Genomic DNA, 15,586 nt, shown 5'->3' with positions numbered 1-15,586 from the left:
GATGGTCAAACGCTTCGGACGGGGCGGAAAACCACAAACTATTTTTCTGTATGAAGTCACTCATCGCCTTTCGCAATCGGACCGGAATCACGGTCGCCTGTTTCGCCGGTCTGCTTACGTTATTCTCCTGCAACACGTCGCGAGAACCGGTTTATCAGGGCAGTTACCAGGAAGCCAATGCGTTCGTCGGCCAGTATGCCGGGCTATTGATGAACCAGTATTATCCGAACACGGGCCGCGATTATCAGGGGATCACCAACCAGTGGAATTACGACCCGGATACCCGTCGCTACACCATCGACATGACCTCGACCTGGGTCGGGCGGGGGTGCTGGATTTGCGATGAGTGCCAGGTGGAAGCCCGGGGTTATCTCTACGTTAACGACGATGGCACCCAGCCCCAGTTTAGAATGGAACGCGTGAACGACTGTGCGCTGGGCCACGATTTGCAGGGGTTGATGATCGGCACGCTGATCAACGTGGCGGCTGATGAATTGAGCAAAGGGAATTAGTATGGTTCTTTCAAAAAAAATAAGCATGAGCATTCACAACTCTTCCGCTAAGTATCATTCTTTTGCGTTACACACTGGTTTTTGGGTAAAATTCTCCGAAGGAATACTCGATGAAATCGAAAAAGTCGAAGGGGTTACAGGTGCTTACATCGGGGGCGACGATTGGGTATCCGTCGATTACGATCCGAATTATGACCTTGTTCAACTCCAGCAACGCCTTAAAATCGTCGTTAACGAATACACGGCAAAATATAATCCCAATTGGCCCTATGAGTCCTGGTAAACTAAGAGAGCTAATGCGCTGGGCAACTTCGATTTTTACTTTGTTTGTGGCGTTCAATGATTATTTTTGAAATGGCTATTTTCAGGCTCCTAATTCGTTATTCTACCCGCCAATGAAATACTGTCTATTCCTTTTTTTGTTGTGTTTTTCTTCCTTGCAGGCCCAACGGGCTTTTAAGCCCATTGCAAGTACCAGCCAACCGCAAAAGGGTCGCCTGGCCCTGGTGATTGGCAACTCAACTTACCCCGGACAGGCACTCCCCAATGCCGCCAACGACGCCCAGGACATGGCCGCCACATTGCGGCAGTTGGGCTTTGAGGTGATCCTCAAACTGAATCTCAACCAAACCGAACTGGAGGACGTGGTGTCCGCGTTTACCCAACGGCTGAAAAAGTACGAAGTGGGCCTGTTTTATTTTGCGGGACACGGTTTTGAAGCTGGCGACAACCTGAATTATCTCATGTCGGTCGAGGTGCGAAGCGACCTCAATGAGACGCTGGCCAAGCGAAAGTCCCTCTGTCTCAACGACGTGATGAGCAGCATGAAAGAGGCCAATAGCCATACCAATATTCTGCTGGTCGACGCCTGCCGGAACAATCCCTTCCGGGGGTGGGATCGGAATACGGCTTCCGGCCTGGGAGCTGTCAATGCGCCCAGCGGCACGATTGCCTTTTTTGCGGCCTCGCCCGGCCAGACCGCCAGCGAAAACGCGGGGCAGCGGAACGGTCTTTTTACGCAGGAATTGCTCAAGCAACTGCGTCAACCCAATTTAGAGTTGATCAGTATGTTTAAAAACACCGCCCGGGCGGTGAAAGTGAAAAACACCCGCCAAACCCCCTATCAGGCCGGTTTTATTACGGATGATTTTTATTTTAAACGGACTGATACTCCGACACCTGCACCGCCCACCAAGCCTGTTGTGGACCTAGAGCCAATAGCGATGGTGAGCATAGCCGAAGGAAGTTTTTTGATGGGTAGCAATAAAAGTGATTTTGAGAAGCCCATTCATCGCGTGACGCTCAGTAGTTTTCGGATGGCCAAGTATGAAACAACCGTGGCCGAGTTTGAGCGATTTGTGGAAGCGACCGAATACAAGACCGAGGCCGAGAAGGGTAAGGGAAGCTATACTATTAATGCTGGTCTTACTATACCATCCTCCGGATTGCAATATGGTGATGCTAAAACACAATCCGGAGTGAATTGGCGATGCGACGCGTATGGCAAAATTCGTCCTCGTTCGGAGTATAATCATCCGGTCATGCATGTGAGCTGGAACGATGCGGTGGCGTATTGCGAATGGCTGACGCTGAAGACGGGCATAACGTATCGGTTACCGACCGAGGCCGAATGGGAATATGCGGCCCGTGGGGGGCAGCAAAGTCGGGGAACCATCTACGCTGGCAGTAATGACTTTAAGGAGGTGGGGTGGATTTCCGATAGAACCCCGCGAACCGGTACGCGTGCCGTGGGTCAAACGAAGCCCAATGAATTGGGTTTACATGATATGAGTTGGAATGTATCAGAATGGTGCAGCGATTTTTTTGAGAAAGGCTACTATGCCATCAGTCCTGGCAGTAATCCCACAGGCCCCCCGGCTACGGATTATAAGTGGCGTATCGTGCGTGGCGGTAGCATTGGCGGCAATACCAATGATCCGCACTCAGCCAGAGTGGCGTCTCGCTCCTTCCTGCAGCCCGATGCTGGCAGTTACAGCGTAGGCTTTCGGGTTGTGTCTGTTCCGTAAACAGGGAGATAGCCCGGCATACCAAAAATTTACCAATCTTGAAAACCGACCCTCACAGCCACTCCCAGGCACTCTGATACGCATCGAGTTTTTCGGAATAGGCAATGAAGTCGGCATAAAACGGCAGACTTGCCAGCGTGGCACTGTCGCCCACAATGACTAATTTCTTCCGTGCCCGCGTCATGGCGACGTTCATCCGGCGAATGTCGGCCAGAAAACCGATTTCGCCCTCGGTATTGCTCCGGGTCATGGAAATGTAGACAATATCGCGCTCCTGCCCCTGAAAGCTGTCGATGGTGTTGACCGCAATTTTTCCCACATACTGCTGTAAATCCGGGGCGTGGGCCAGTTGCTCGTTCAGAACGGCGAGCTGTTGTTTATAGGGCGAGATGATCGCAATGCTGGGGAAATTCTGCGGACTGTAAAACGGCCCCAGCTCGGCTACCAACTGCGTTAAATGCTTCATCAGCAAAGCGGCTTCCTCCGGATTGGTGGAACTGGTGCCTTCCAGTTTTTCGTCAAAACCGCAGCCCGCCGTGTCGATAAACCGCAGCGCGCTGTCGCCGGGAAACAGCGAATGAGCCGCCACCGACGCGTGCGCTTTGAGGAGATTGGCATAAAAAACCTGCGACGAATAGCCCATGATGTGCGTATGCATCCGGTATTGCTCTTCCAGCACACTGACCGCTTCGGGGTGCAGCGCCACGCATTTTTCGAGCAAAGTCGTGCTCAGGCCTTTCCGGGCGGCTTCGTTCGATTTGATCGTCGGCGACAACTGGCAGTGATCACCGGCCAGCACCACCTTTTGCGCTTTCAGAATCGGAATCCAGCAGGCGGGTTCCAGGGCCTGCCCGGCCTCGTCGATGACCACGGTATGGAACGTCAGGTTCCGGATCATGTACTGGTTGGAACCGACGAGCGTGGCCGTAATCACCTGCGCTTTGGCCACCAGATCGTCGATGATGTACTGCTCCGTGTTCCCCACCTCCTTCATAATCCGGTGGGCCTCATCGAACAGTGCTTTTCGTTGATCGCGCTCGGCTTTGCCAAAATTCCGCTTGTACTTATGAGCCATATTTTTAAACTCATTCGCTTGCTTTTTTAGCTTTTTGGCCTCTTTCATCAGGTGGTGGTCCGCCATTTTGTGGTCCAGCGTGAGCGCCATCAGCCGCTCCGAAACGCGCGCCGGATTGCCCACCCGCAGGACGTTCAGCCCCTGTTCGTGCAATTTTTCACTCAACAGATCGACCGCCGTGTTGCTGGGCGCAACCACCAGGATTTTCCGGTTATCCTGTTTCAGCAGGGCTTTGATGGCTTGCACCAGCGTGGTGGTTTTGCCGGTTCCGGGAGGACCGTGAACAATCGCCAGTTCGTTGGCGGCCCGGATTTTTTCAACCGCCCGGTTCTGGCTTTCATTCAGTTGCGGAATCGGCAGTGGCGGCAAATCGGTCTGAAAGGTGGGCGACGACTGGCCGGTCAGGATCTTCACCAGCCGGTGTTGCGTCCCCTCGCTCAGCGAATTCGCCAGCTTGAGCGCATCCTGCATTTCGTCGTAGCTCTTGTCGTCGAAAAGCAGTTCAACGCCCAGTTTTCCATCCCGCGACCAGTCGGGCAGTTCGTCGGTCAGCAGGGTGATTTTGAGCCGATTGCCGCTCTGGTGAGAAACCGTCCCTTCGACCCGGTCGTTTTTCGGATCGTGGTTGCTGAAAAATACGGCGGGCATGCCCGACCGGAATTGGTGCGAAACATCCTGGTGCGTGGTTCGTTCCACTTCCACCGTCAAATAGTCGCCCCGGCTCATCTCGGAACCCCGGATGGCGATGGGATACCAGGTCAGGCCGTTGGCCCGGCGTTCGGCAACGGAAGTGCTTTCGGTCTGTCGGCGGTATTGATTGCGATCTTCTTCCCGTTCAATTTTTAAGACGTCGAGAAGATTTTTAAAGTAATCCATCCCCAAAAGTAGTGGATATTCGGCCGGGCAAAAAGTTGACCCCCGGTATTTTGACGCCAGATGAAGGATATTGACGCAGGAAGTATATCTTCGAAAAACCTTGCTTTCCTGAAACGCATGCACCCTGAAACCGCTGATTCACCGAATGAAATGCCCACGCAACCGGGGCCGGGCCGCACATCGCCCCGGACGGTCAAAGCCTGGCTGTCGTCGCTGGGTCCCAGTATCATCACAGCCGCGCTGGTTTTTGGCCCCAGCAAAATGACGATTACCTCGAAAATGGGGGCCGAATACGGGTATTCACTGCTCTGGATCATTGTGATGGCTATCTTCTTCATGATCGTTTTCACGGCCATGGCCGCCCGGATCGGTCTGGCAACGAACCAATCCCTGCTGGCGACGATCCGGCAGAAGTGGGGCAATCCGGTAGCGGTGGCGGTGGGCATTGGGGTCTTTCTGGTAGCCACCTCGTTCCAGGCGGGCAACTCCGTCGGGGTCGGGATTTCCATCGCCGAAGCCACGCATACCCCGGTGAACATCTGGATTGGCCTTTTCACGGTTCTGGGAATCAGTCTGCTTTTTTTGAAGTCGTTTTATAAAGTGCTCGAACGGCTCATGATCATGCTGGTTGGCGTGATGCTGGTGGCTTTCATCGCCACGCTGACCTTTTCGGGGCCGGATTATGGCGAGGTCGTGACTGGTTTCGTGCCGTCATTGCCCGCGGGTTCGCTGGGGTTGGTCATTGCGTTTACGGCCTCCTGTTTTTCGATTGTCGGTGCGTTTTACCAGTCGTATCTGGTGCAGGAGCGGGTGCGGGTCAATCCAAAAGTGCGGGATGAAAAGGTGGATACCGTCACCGGCATGACGCTGATGGGGTTGATGAGCGCGACGGTTTTGGTTTGTGCTGCGGCCGTGTTGCATCCGAAGGGCATCAAGGTGACCAGTGCCTCCGACATGGGAAAAGCCCTGGAACCGATTTTCGGGCAATATGCCTCGGTGCTGTTCCTGATCGGTTTGTTCGGTGCTTCGTTTTCGTCACTGGTCGGCAACGCCACCGTCGGCGGAACGCTCCTCGGCGATGCGCTGGGCTATGGCAGTCAGTTGGGTTCCAAACGGGTCAAATACCTGATTGCGCTGGTCATGGTGTTTGGGGCTTCGATCGCCATGATTTTCGGAAAGTTGCCGCTCGACCTGATCATTTTTGCCCAAAGCATCACCATTCTGGTGGTGCCTTTTATCGGGGTGGCGATGTATACGATTGCCAACGACGGCCGGATCATGGGCCGCTACGCGAATTCGACCGCCGTCAAAGTGGCTGGCGCGTTGGGCTTGCTGGTCATTTTCGGGCTGGCGCTGAGTAATGTCAACCAATTGTTTTTTAAGTAACAGACATGAACGATTTACACGCGTTGGAACAGGAACTGGTCAGGCCCTCGGCGGCTTTGGTTTCTGATTTACACGAGCTGGAGGGCGATATTCTCATTCTGGGGGTCGGCGGAAAAATGGGGCCGAGTCTGGCGCGGCTGGCCAAACAGGCCATTGAGCAGGCCGGTATTCAGAAACGCGTCATCGGCGTCTCCCGGTTTTCGGACCCGCAGCTCCAGGGCGAACTCGAAGCCGACGGCATCGAAACCATCTCGGCGGATTTACTCAACGAAAGTGATCTGGCGGCTTTGCCGTCCGTAAAAAATGTGCTCTATCTGGCCGGAACCAAATTCGGTACGACGGGCAAAGAAGCCTTCACCTGGGCAATGAACGCGTATTTGCCCGGTCGGGTGGCGGAGAAATACCGCAACTCCCGGATTGTGGCGTTTTCCACCGGCAATGTCTACCCGTTTACGCCGGTAACGTCCGGGGGCGCAACGGAAGAAACCGCCCCCGAACCCGTTGGCGAATACGGTCAATCGTGTCTGGGCCGCGAACGGATTTTTCAGTATTTCGCGGAGAAAAACAACACGCCGACGCTGATTTACCGCCTGAACTACGCCATCGATCTCCGCTACGGCGTGTTGCTGGAAATTGCCAAATCCGTCATCGCCGAAAAACCAATCAACCTGGCGATGGGCAACGCCAACGTCATCTGGCAGGGCGACGCCAACGAAATGGCCCTCCGGTCGCTGCGGCATTGCGATGTGCCGGCCAAAATTCTCAACGTCACCGGCCCCGAAACCGTCTCGATCCAGTGGCTGGCGCAGGAGTACGGCAAGATGCTCGGCAAGGCCCCGGTTTTTGTCAACGAAGCCCAGCCAACGGCTTTGCTGAGCAATTCGTCGCAGGCAAACAGGCTGTTCGGCTACCCGCGCGTGACGCTGCGGCAGATGATGGAACTGACCGTCGCGTGGTTGCAGGGTGGCGGCACAATTCTGAACAAACCGACTCATTTTCAGGAACGGGACGGCAAATTCTAACCCACAGCACATGGCATTACGTTCTGATATTCAGCAGTTATTGCACGCGGGGACGGTTATTCCGGCGCATCCACTGGCCTTGAACCAAAACCGGCAGTTTGACGAAAACCGGCAACGGGGTTTAACCCGTTACTATATGGCCAGCGGAGCCGGTGGGGTGGCCGTCGGCGTTCACACTACCCAGTTCGAAATCCGCGATCCGAAAATCAATCTCTACGAAACGGTTTTAAAGGTAGCTGCTGAAGAAATCGAGCATACGCAACTGAACCGTCCGTTTATCAAAGTCGCCGGTATGGTCGGCCCCACCGAACAGGCGCTGAAGGAAGCCGAACTCGCCCTGAAATACGGGTACGATCTGGGACTGCTGAGCATGGGCGGTTTGCAAAACTGGACCGAAGCGGCCATTCTGGACCGGGTTCGGGCGGTTGCCGAAGTGATTCCGGTCTTCGGTTTTTACTTACAGCCATCGGTCGGCGGGCGCATTTTTAGCTACGATTTCTGGCAGCGGTTCGCCGAAATTCCCAACATTCAGGCCATTAAAGTCGCCAGTTTCAACCGCTACCAGACCCTGGATGTGGTTCGGGCGGTTTGTCATTCCAGCCGCCGGGATGCGATTGCGTTGTATACCGGCAACGACGACAATATTGTGGCGGATTTGTTGACGACGTACCGGTTTACGGTTGACGGCAAAACCGTTGAAAAGCGGTTCGTGGGCGGTTTGCTGGGGCATTGGGCCGTGTGGACGAAAAAGGCCGTCGAACTGCTGGACGAAATCAAAACCTGCCTCAACAACGGCAACGACGGGCTGGCGGAACTGCTGACGCGCAACGTCGAAGTCACCGACAGCAACGCGGCTTTCTTCGATCCGGCCCACGGTTTTCACGGCTGCATTGCCGGTATTCACGAGGTGCTGCGTCGGCAGGGACTGCTCGAAGGGCGCTGGTGTCTGAATCCGGCGGAGGAACTGTCGCCGGGGCAGATGGCCGAAATCGACCGGGTATACGCGGCCTATCCGCACCTGAACGACGACGATTTTGTGGCAACGATCATTTCCGGACACTTCTCACCTCAGCGTGCGGAGTAGCGATTTGAACGAAAACCGCCCTTGCCCGGTTCCGACCGGCAAAAAGGGTAGGGTTCTAGCGTATTCTCTCCACCAGGCGGTTTTTTCAAGTCGCCATTTTTGGCACTTTTTTTGTAATAATTTGAATTTCTCGATTAAGTGCCAACACGGGCTTTGACGAAGGCATCTGCAAATTCACCGGGCTTCGCTTTCCGGGCATTTTGCAAACTTTCAGGGGCGTAGCAACCTACAACGGCTTTACCAAATCATGATTCAGTTACCAGTTGAAGACGCGTTAAACGAATTCCTGAAAACCTTCACCGACTTCGGGTTTATCCAGGGGAATCACCTGATCTACTGGAATGAGCGGTTTGCCACCGCCGATCCTGCCCGGTTTATCCCGGTTGTTGAAGCCGTGGTTCGCTACGCTATTGACCAGGGCGAAGCTGTTCCCTTTGATCGGTTTGTGCTTTTCTTAAACAAAGGCAACTTCGATTTGTATTTCCGCACGGTCAAAGCCTACACCGTCTGGTTTTACGACACACTTCTGGGGATGCTGAACGCTTCTGCCAATCTGGCCAACTCGCTCGAACAGGAAGCCGATCAACCGATTTATAGGACATTTCCCAAAAGTAGCAGGGATTGACTCATCTGGGACAGGTTTTTTTTGCCTGGAAGCGGACCTTTGGTTTATCCAAAACGGACAACCAAACTAAACTTCTCACGCCATGAAAACGCTCACCAAATCCCTGATCATAGCTTTCCTATTGACGAGCCTGACGGTTTCTTTCGCAGTAACTAATGCCAGCCAACCGAAACCCGCCGGGAAAGTGCAATCGTATCAAAGCAGTCTCTACACCGATACCGAGGGTAAAATCCGCGTCGCCGTCGATAAAATGATCGGCGGTATCGTAGAAGTCCGGCTGGTCAACAGCACCGGAAAGGAATTTTTCGTTCAGCGCGTCGGACGGCGGCAACGAATAGCCCGGATCAAAATGGCTATCGACGCATTACCCGACGGAGCCTATCAGGTAGTCGTTACCGACGGGTTTGATACCAAAGTCAACAACCTGGTGCTTGCTACCCAGCCACCTGCTGTGACGGGTCGGCTGATCGCGCTCAACTAAAACAGGCAATCAAATTAAGTTCAGTCAATACATAAATGAAAAAGGCTAATTCGTTGATTTGGAGCGTTTATGCTCTGCAACGAATTAGCCTTTTTGTGACTTGTGAGCCTCCTACGGGACTCGAACCTGCGACCTACGCATTACGAATGCGTCGCTCTACCAACTGAGCTAAGGAGGCAAAAACGACCCGCCGTTTTTGTGGCCGGGCCGTTGATGCGGTGCAAATATAGCGGGTTCTTCACAAACCATGCAAGCAAACGCGGCAAAAATGCGTAAATTTGCCGGTATGATTTCTCTTACAAACCTGTCTTATTATCTCGGAAGCCGGGCGCTCTACGAAAATGCGTCGATGCACATCAAGCCCGGTCAGAAAATTGGTCTCATTGGCCTTAACGGAACCGGAAAATCGACCCTGCTGCGGTTGATTATGGGTGAATACCAACTCGACGGCGGAAGTATCTCCAAAGCGGGCGATGTAACCATCGGCTTTTTGAACCAGGATTTGCTTTCCTACCAAACCGACGACTCGATTCTGTCGGTGGCCATGCAGGCTTTTGAACGCCAGAACCACCTGCAAAAACGGATCGACGGCCTGCTGCACGAGATGGAAGTCAATTACCGCGACGAACTGATCGACAAATTGGCGCGGGCGCAGGACGAATTTGCGGCCCTGGACGGCTACACGATCCAGTCGAAAGCCGAGGAAATTCTGGAAGGTCTGGGCTTCTCGACCGGGGATCTGGACAAACCGCTGCGGCTGTTTTCCGGGGGCTGGCGGATGCGCGTGATGCTGGCAAAACTGCTGCTGCAAAAACCGTCGCTGCTCATGCTCGATGAACCGACCAACCACCTGGACTTACCGTCCATTGTCTGGGTTGAAAAATATATTCTGAACTACGAAGGCGCGGTGATTGTGGTTTCTCACGACCGTGAATTCCTTGATAATGTGGTGGATAGCATCGTGGAAGTGTCGGGTGCGAAGCTGAATTTCTACGCGGGAAATTATTCGTTCTACATTGAAGAAAAGGCACTCCGCAACGAAATTCAACAGGGCGCTTACGAAAATCAGCAGGCCAAAATCCGGCAAACAGAGCGGTTTATCGAGCGGTTTAAGGCGAAAGCCACTAAAGCCAAACAAGCGCAAAGCCGGGTGAAAATGCTCGAAAAAATGGACCGGGTCGATGCGGTGATCGATGAAAATGCCCGCGTTAACTTCCGTTTCAACTTTTCGACGCAACCCGGTCGACACATTCTGCACCTCGATGAGGTGACGAAAAATTACGGCGAGAAAAAAATCCTGACGCACACCACCGCCCGACTCGAACGGGGTGATCACGTGGCGCTGATCGGCGCCAACGGGCGCGGTAAATCGACCTTGCTGCGGATTATTGCCGGAACCGAACCGACCACGAAAGGCGAACGGCGGCTGGGTCATAATGTCTCCTTCAGTTTCTACGCCCAGCACCAGTTGGAGTCGCTGAATGTGGAGGATAACATGCTGGAAGAGCTAAAATCGGCTAATCCGACCAAATCGGAATCGGAATTGCGGACGGTTTTGGGCTGCTTCCTGTTCTCGGGCGACGATGTTTTCAAGAAAATCAAGGTGTTGTCCGGGGGCGAAAAATCGCGGGTGGCGCTGGCGAAAGTGCTGCTGTCACAGGCCAACTTTCTGCTGTTGGATGAACCGACCAACCACCTGGACATGCAATCGGTCAATATTCTGATTCAGGCCCTGGATCAGTACGAAGGCACGTTTGTGGTGGTTTCCCACGACCGGTATTTCGTGTCGCAGATTGCCAACAAAATCTGGTATATCGAAGACGAGCAGATCAAGGAATACCCCGGCACCTACGACGAATACGAATGGTGGATGGAAGAACGGAAATCGAACCCGGTCGAGACGCCCGCCAGTTCCCCGCAATCGGCCGCGAATTCGAATGGTAAACAGGCCGAAACCAGCAAACCGGTCGATAAAAATGGGCAAAACCGCTCCAACGGATCTGCCAACGGCAAGAGCATCGCCAGTGACGAAGAGCGCAAGGAATGGCAGCGGGCGTTGAAGAAAGCCACGCAACAGGCCGAGGATTTTGAGCAGCAGATTGCCCGGCTGGAAAAACAGAAGAAGCAACTGGAAACCGAAATGGCCGAGCCGAAAGTGGTGGCCGACGGAAAGCTTTTTCAGTCAAAAACCGCTGACTACAAACGGGTTGGTACGCAACTCGATTCGTTTCAGGCGCAGTGGGAGGACGTCATGCTGGAAGCGGAAAAATTGGAAAAGAAGTTGGGGTAAATCGTCTGGAAGCCCCAACTCAAAGCGGACCGGAATCGGAGGTTGTTTTGATGGGTTCCGAAACCGGGATGAGTTGCCGAACCGACAGCCGGATGTTCTTGCAGATCGTTTCGGCGGGCAAATCGTTCGCATCTGTCCCGAAGGGGTCTTCGATTTCTTCGGCAATGACCTCCAGACTGGCCAGAACGTAGAAGATGAATACGACAAACGGGACAACGAAGTAATGCAGGCTGAAAACGTAGCCGAGCGGGAGCGTGATGCAATAAATGAAGATGAATTTTTTTAGAAACGAGCTGTAGGAAAACGGAATCGGTGTTTTGTTGATCCGTTCGCAGGAGCCGCAGATGTCCATCAGACTCTGCAATTCGCCATTCAAAAACAGCAAATGTTCCGGTAAAAAGACGCCCTTTCGCTGAAGTTCATAGACTTTACGGGTAAGAGCCGCCGAAATTTGGGAAGGAATGTGCTCGTGCCGGTTCAGTGCAGATAAGGGGAAAAGCGAACATTCCGTGAATTCTTTCTCGACGAAATGCGCCCGCAGGTGGTTTTTCATCGCGTAGGCAAAGTTGGGGATCATCGCACGGAAAAACTCCCGGTCGTCGGTGGCAGCCTGGTCCAACAGGGGTTCCAGCTTCAGGGCCAGGTTGCGGCTGTTGTTGGTGAGCGCTCCCCACATCCGGCGCCCTTCCCACCAGCGGTCATAGGCGGTGTTGGTTCTGAAAACCAGCAACATCGAAATGACAAAACCCAGTAAAGAGTGCATCACCGAAATATGCCTCAAATCCGAATTGTCTTTCAGATTGAAGACGTACAGGAGAATGAAGGCCACCAAAAAAGAATAGAGCGTCATCAGGCCTAAAAAAGGCATCAACTTGCGGACGGTATCGGCTTTTGGGAAATTAATCAGAAACCGCACCCAATCTTTCGTATCGTAATTGACCATTTGTGCCTTCGTTACATCTTGCTGAGGTCAAAAATACATCCTGAAATGTTTTTTATACCGCCTTTCACTAAAATTTCGTTCCTACCTATACCGATTTATCTATTCTAAATGCTTTCATTCTTCCGACTTTTCCTGCTGCTGAACGGCATCCTGCTGGTGCAGGCTTCCGCCCAGAACCTGCCGACCGAAGACCGGATTGCCGATCCAGCCATCAAAACCGTGCTGCTATATCCCGTGCTCGGCAACGACCCCACCGACCCGGCGCAGACGCTCAACCCGCCCGTCATCGATCAATCCGTCGAGACGCAGCTCATGCTGGAATTTGACGACCTAACGGCTACCTTTCGCCCGTTTCGGGCCAAATTCGTGCATTGCAACGCCGACTGGCAACGGTCGATTCTGAATGATATTGAGTTTACGTACGAATACAACGACTATCCAATTCAGGATTATCAGATTTCGCAGAACACCAAAATACCGTATTACCACTACCGGTTTCCGGTGCCGAAGGTCAAATTGCCAGGGAATTATGTGTTGGTGGTCTATAACGAGCGGAACCCCAACCAGATTTATTTCAGCCGCCGGTTCAGTGCCTACCTCAACCGGGTGGGCGTGTCGGCCACGGCGCAGTTTGCCAACGATCCGCAATTGCGCTTTACCGACCAGCAGATCAATTTCGAAATCAGTTACCGGGGCTATCCGCTCATTTCGCCCCAGGACGACCTGAAAATCGTTATCCGCCAGAATTTTCGCGACGACCGCGTGATCACGGGCCTGCGGCCAACCAACGTCCGGGCGTTCGACAACCTGCTGGAATACCGGCTTTTCGATCTGAAAAACACGTTTCCGGGCGGGAACGAATACCGGTATTTCGACACCCGGACGGTTTTGTCACGTGGCAATTACATCGAGCGGATCGAGCGCCGGGAAGACCGCAACACGGCATTCGTGAACGCCGACGGCATTCGAAGCGTGGGCGCGTATGTCCAGACCGACGATTTTAACGGACAATACGTGATCGATCACCTGGAAACCCGCACCGGAGCCACGCAGTCCGACTACATCACGACGGTTTTTACGCTGCGCATGGACGAGGTGCCCAATGCCGAATTGTTTGTGAACAGTGCGTTCAATTTCTGGCAGTTAAATGATCTCAACCGGATGAGCTACGTGCCGGATTTACGCGCCTACCGGGCCGAAATTCAACTGAAGCAGGGTGTCTATAACTATAATTATTCCGTGAAGGGTATTCCCCCGCCGGTGTCGCGCTCCGGGATGAACCTCACGGGCAACGAAACCCTGATCGAGGGAAATTATTCGGATACCGAAAACGACTACGAAATTCTGGTCTACCACCGCCCTCCGGCGTCGCGGGCCGATCAATTGGTGGGCTATCGGCGAATTGGCTACAACAAGCGGAAGTAGCAGCAGGCAGGAAGCGGGGATCTTGATGTATATGAGAAGAGCGGGACTTAAGCCCGCTCTTCTCATTCGTTAGGCGCTGTGCAGAAATTCCATCACATCGCCGTCGGCCACGACGTATTCCTTGCCTTCGACCGACAGTTTGCCCGCTTCCCGAACGGCGGCCTGGGATTTGTACTGAACAAAATCCGGAATTTTGATGACCTGCGCGCGGATGAAGTGTTTTTCAAAATCCGAGTGAATCACCCCAGCCGCCTGCGGGGCTTTCCAGCCGCGCTGAATCGTCCAGGCGCGAACCTCCTTGACACCTGCCGTAAAATAAGTAATTAAATTGAGCAAGCGGTACGACGCTTTGATGAGCAAATCCAGACCGGATTCCTGCAAACCGTATTCTTCCAGGAACATCTGGCGTTCATCGGGGTCTTCAATTTCGGCAATCTGGGCCTCGATGGCGGCACACACGATGACCACTTCCGCGCCCTCGGCTTTTGCCATTTCTTTCAGTTGGTCGGAATATTGGTTGCCGCCCGGCAGCGATTTCTCGTCGACGTTGGCGACGTAGATCACCGGTTTGACCGTCAGCAACTGGAGTTCGCCCACGGCGGCAAACCGTTCTTCGGGCGTCACATCCACGGCGCGGGCATTTTGTCCGGCTTCCAGGGCTTTTTTGTAGCGGATCAGAATTTCCAGTTCGGCCTTGGCTTTGGCGTCGCTACCGGCGCGAACGGCTTTTTCGGTGCGTTGCAGCTTCCGGTCGATGGACTCCAGGTCTTTCAGTTGAAGCTCGATGTCGATGATTTCTTTGTCAAAAATCGGGTTGACGCGCCCTTCGACGTGCACGATGTTGTCGTCTTCGAAACACCGGATGACGTGAACGATGGCATCGACTTCCCGGATGTTGGCCAGAAATTTGTTGCCCAGGCCCTGTCCCTGGCTGGCGCCTTTGACCAGCCCGGCGATGTCGACAAATTCGATGATGGTTGGCACCACTTTCTGGGGCTTCACCAGGCTTTCCAGCGTGTCCAGCCGTTCGTCAGGCACCGTGACGACGCCGACGTTGGGATCTATGGTACAGAACGGATAATTGGCAGCTTCGGCTTTTCCGCTCGAAATGGCATTAAACAAGGTGGACTTCCCAACATTAGGCAGCCCGACAATACCGCATTGAAGACTCATGAAATTTTAATTTTGAATGATAGAATGATAGAATGAGTGAATAAAATAGGATCGAAGATCATCCTTCTGATCGCGGTAGCTATTCACTCATTCACTCATTCACTCATTCAAAATTAACCATTCAGGGGCGAAAAACAAAAAAGCCTCCGGGGATCAGAGGCTAAGTTGTGGAAGAAGAGATAGAGGGGTTATTCCCACTTCAATTCGCTGCCGCCCACATCTTCCAGTTCGTCTTTCACGGCATACTGGGAGAAGTCGAATTCAGGCATCAAATCGGATTTAATATATTGAATCGTATCGTGCAACGCATCAGAGAACTTGTCGAAATCTTCTTTGTAGAGAAACATTTTGTGTTTCTCGTAAATAAAACCGTCGCCCTGCGGATGTCGGCGGCTTTCGGTAATGGTCAGATAATAGTCGTTGGCGCGGGTGGATTTGACGTCAAAGAAGTAGGTACGTTTTCCAGCTCTGACGCGCTTGGAAAAGATTTTTTCTTTCTCTTTTTCTTCCACAATCTCTGGTGGTTTGAGGTGATTTAAACGCTAAAATAAGCGGATTAGTATAACTAGCAAAAATATTGCCTCAAATTAATTTTCATAGCGTACGGTCCAAACTGGACAGGTTTAAGAGAACACTAGAATAAAGAAAGAAAACAGTTTGCTTCTTA

14 protein-coding genes and 1 tRNA gene are annotated in these 15,586 nt (G+C 53.0%); 10 read left to right on the top strand and 5 right to left on the bottom strand.

Translation table 11 applies throughout. The annotated features are described in order from the left end of the window. Positions 1 to 50: 50 nt before the first annotated feature. The 3 genes from ACO064_RS10305 (at position 51) to ACO064_RS10295 (ending at position 2,539) form a co-directional block, all read left to right on the top strand. A complete protein-coding gene (locus ACO064_RS10305) occupies positions 51 to 512 on the top strand; it encodes a hypothetical protein (RefSeq protein WP_421827291.1) in 462 nt (153 codons plus the stop codon). Positions 513 to 537: 25 nt separating this feature from the next. Next, positions 538 to 795: a hypothetical protein gene (locus tag ACO064_RS10300; protein ID WP_421827290.1), complete on the top strand. Its 258-nt coding sequence runs from the start codon at positions 538 to 540 to the stop codon at positions 793 to 795. Positions 796 to 907: 112 nt separating this feature from the next. Next, positions 908 to 2,539, top strand: a complete 1,632-nt coding sequence (locus tag ACO064_RS10295) for an SUMF1/EgtB/PvdO family nonheme iron enzyme (RefSeq protein WP_421827289.1) — start codon at positions 908 to 910, stop codon at positions 2,537 to 2,539. A 52-nt stretch (positions 2,540 to 2,591) separates the two neighbouring features. On the opposite strand, the gene ACO064_RS10290 is transcribed toward ACO064_RS10295, so the two are convergent. Further along, positions 2,592 to 4,490 carry an AAA domain-containing protein gene (locus ACO064_RS10290; protein ID WP_421827288.1) on the bottom strand — a complete coding sequence of 633 codons (1,899 nt, stop codon included), beginning with the start codon at positions 4,488 to 4,490 and terminating at the stop codon, positions 2,592 to 2,594. Between the two features lie 117 nt (positions 4,491 to 4,607). Here ACO064_RS10290 and ACO064_RS10285 point away from each other — a divergent pair, with 117 nt between their 5' ends. The 5 genes from ACO064_RS10285 (at position 4,608) to ACO064_RS10265 (ending at position 9,088) form a co-directional block, all read left to right on the top strand. Continuing rightward, complete coding sequence (locus ACO064_RS10285) at positions 4,608 to 5,876, top strand: Nramp family divalent metal transporter (RefSeq protein WP_421827287.1); 1,269 nt, start codon at positions 4,608 to 4,610, stop codon at positions 5,874 to 5,876. 5 nt (positions 5,877 to 5,881) lie between these two features. Beyond that, positions 5,882 to 6,898 carry an NAD-dependent epimerase/dehydratase family protein gene (locus ACO064_RS10280; RefSeq protein ID WP_421827286.1) on the top strand — a complete coding sequence of 339 codons (1,017 nt, stop codon included), beginning with the start codon at positions 5,882 to 5,884 and terminating at the stop codon, positions 6,896 to 6,898. A gap of 10 nt (positions 6,899 to 6,908) precedes the next feature. Continuing rightward, a complete protein-coding gene (locus tag ACO064_RS10275; protein ID WP_421827285.1) occupies positions 6,909 to 7,982 on the top strand; it encodes a dihydrodipicolinate synthase family protein in 1,074 nt (357 codons plus the stop codon). Positions 7,983 to 8,229: 247 nt separating this feature from the next. Further along, complete coding sequence (locus tag ACO064_RS10270) at positions 8,230 to 8,607, top strand: hypothetical protein (RefSeq protein ID WP_421827284.1); 378 nt, start codon at positions 8,230 to 8,232, stop codon at positions 8,605 to 8,607. 82 nt (positions 8,608 to 8,689) lie between these two features. Next, positions 8,690 to 9,088, top strand: coding sequence for a hypothetical protein (locus tag ACO064_RS10265; protein ID WP_421827283.1), 399 nt, complete (start codon positions 8,690 to 8,692; stop codon positions 9,086 to 9,088). A gap of 105 nt (positions 9,089 to 9,193) precedes the next feature. On the opposite strand, the gene ACO064_RS10260 is transcribed toward ACO064_RS10265, so the two are convergent. After that, positions 9,194 to 9,266, bottom strand: a tRNA-Thr gene (locus ACO064_RS10260). A 108-nt stretch (positions 9,267 to 9,374) separates the two neighbouring features. Here ACO064_RS10260 and ACO064_RS10255 point away from each other — a divergent pair. Further along, positions 9,375 to 11,378, top strand: a complete 2,004-nt coding sequence (locus ACO064_RS10255; protein WP_421827282.1) for an ABC-F family ATP-binding cassette domain-containing protein — start codon at positions 9,375 to 9,377, stop codon at positions 11,376 to 11,378. Positions 11,379 to 11,397: 19 nt separating this feature from the next. Here ACO064_RS10255 and ACO064_RS10250 read toward each other — a convergent pair whose 3' ends face one another. After that, positions 11,398 to 12,321 (bottom strand): bestrophin family protein, encoded by a 924-nt coding sequence (locus ACO064_RS10250; RefSeq protein ID WP_421827281.1) that lies wholly within the window; start codon positions 12,319 to 12,321, stop codon positions 11,398 to 11,400. Between the two features lie 108 nt (positions 12,322 to 12,429). On the opposite strand from ACO064_RS10250, the gene ACO064_RS10245 reads away from it, so the two are divergent. Further along, positions 12,430 to 13,746, top strand: coding sequence for a DUF5103 domain-containing protein (locus ACO064_RS10245; RefSeq protein ID WP_421827280.1), 1,317 nt, complete (start codon positions 12,430 to 12,432; stop codon positions 13,744 to 13,746). Positions 13,747 to 13,815: 69 nt separating this feature from the next. Here ACO064_RS10245 and ychF read toward each other — a convergent pair whose 3' ends face one another. Both ychF and ACO064_RS10235 read right to left on the bottom strand, forming a co-directional pair. Next, positions 13,816 to 14,919, bottom strand: coding sequence for a redox-regulated ATPase YchF (ychF, locus tag ACO064_RS10240; protein WP_421827279.1), 1,104 nt, complete (start codon positions 14,917 to 14,919; stop codon positions 13,816 to 13,818). Between the two features lie 188 nt (positions 14,920 to 15,107). Continuing rightward, positions 15,108 to 15,431: a DUF3276 family protein gene (locus ACO064_RS10235; protein WP_114407973.1), complete on the bottom strand. Its 324-nt coding sequence runs from the start codon at positions 15,429 to 15,431 to the stop codon at positions 15,108 to 15,110. Between the last annotated feature and the right edge of the window lie 155 nt (positions 15,432 to 15,586).

Source organism: Larkinella sp. (assembly GCF_965227735.1).
Lineage (GTDB): Bacteria > Bacteroidota > Bacteroidia > Cytophagales > Spirosomataceae > Larkinella.
The sequence above is the reverse complement of the archived record's forward strand: the minus strand, read 5'-3'. Positions and strand labels throughout refer to the sequence as shown.

What these genes read in the sequence shown, in the direction of transcription:
- ACO064_RS10305 (WP_421827291.1), top strand. Translation starts at nt 51, where the DNA reads ATGAAGTCACTCATCGCCTTTCGCAATCGGACCGGAATCACGGTCGCC.
- ACO064_RS10300 (WP_421827290.1), top strand. Translation starts at nt 538, where the DNA reads ATGAGCATTCACAACTCTTCCGCTAAGTATCATTCTTTTGCGTTACAC.
- ACO064_RS10295 (WP_421827289.1), top strand. Translation starts at nt 908, where the DNA reads ATGAAATACTGTCTATTCCTTTTTTTGTTGTGTTTTTCTTCCTTGCAG.
- ACO064_RS10290 (WP_421827288.1), bottom strand. Translation starts at nt 4,490, where the DNA reads ATGGATTACTTTAAAAATCTTCTCGACGTCTTAAAAATTGAACGGGAA.
- ACO064_RS10285 (WP_421827287.1), top strand. Translation starts at nt 4,608, where the DNA reads ATGCACCCTGAAACCGCTGATTCACCGAATGAAATGCCCACGCAACCG.
- ACO064_RS10280 (WP_421827286.1), top strand. Translation starts at nt 5,882, where the DNA reads ATGAACGATTTACACGCGTTGGAACAGGAACTGGTCAGGCCCTCGGCG.
- ACO064_RS10275 (WP_421827285.1), top strand. Translation starts at nt 6,909, where the DNA reads ATGGCATTACGTTCTGATATTCAGCAGTTATTGCACGCGGGGACGGTT.
- ACO064_RS10270 (WP_421827284.1), top strand. Translation starts at nt 8,230, where the DNA reads ATGATTCAGTTACCAGTTGAAGACGCGTTAAACGAATTCCTGAAAACC.
- ACO064_RS10265 (WP_421827283.1), top strand. Translation starts at nt 8,690, where the DNA reads ATGAAAACGCTCACCAAATCCCTGATCATAGCTTTCCTATTGACGAGC.
- ACO064_RS10255 (WP_421827282.1), top strand. Translation starts at nt 9,375, where the DNA reads ATGATTTCTCTTACAAACCTGTCTTATTATCTCGGAAGCCGGGCGCTC.
- ACO064_RS10250 (WP_421827281.1), bottom strand. Translation starts at nt 12,321, where the DNA reads ATGGTCAATTACGATACGAAAGATTGGGTGCGGTTTCTGATTAATTTC.
- ACO064_RS10245 (WP_421827280.1), top strand. Translation starts at nt 12,430, where the DNA reads ATGCTTTCATTCTTCCGACTTTTCCTGCTGCTGAACGGCATCCTGCTG.
- ychF (WP_421827279.1), bottom strand. Translation starts at nt 14,919, where the DNA reads ATGAGTCTTCAATGCGGTATTGTCGGGCTGCCTAATGTTGGGAAGTCC.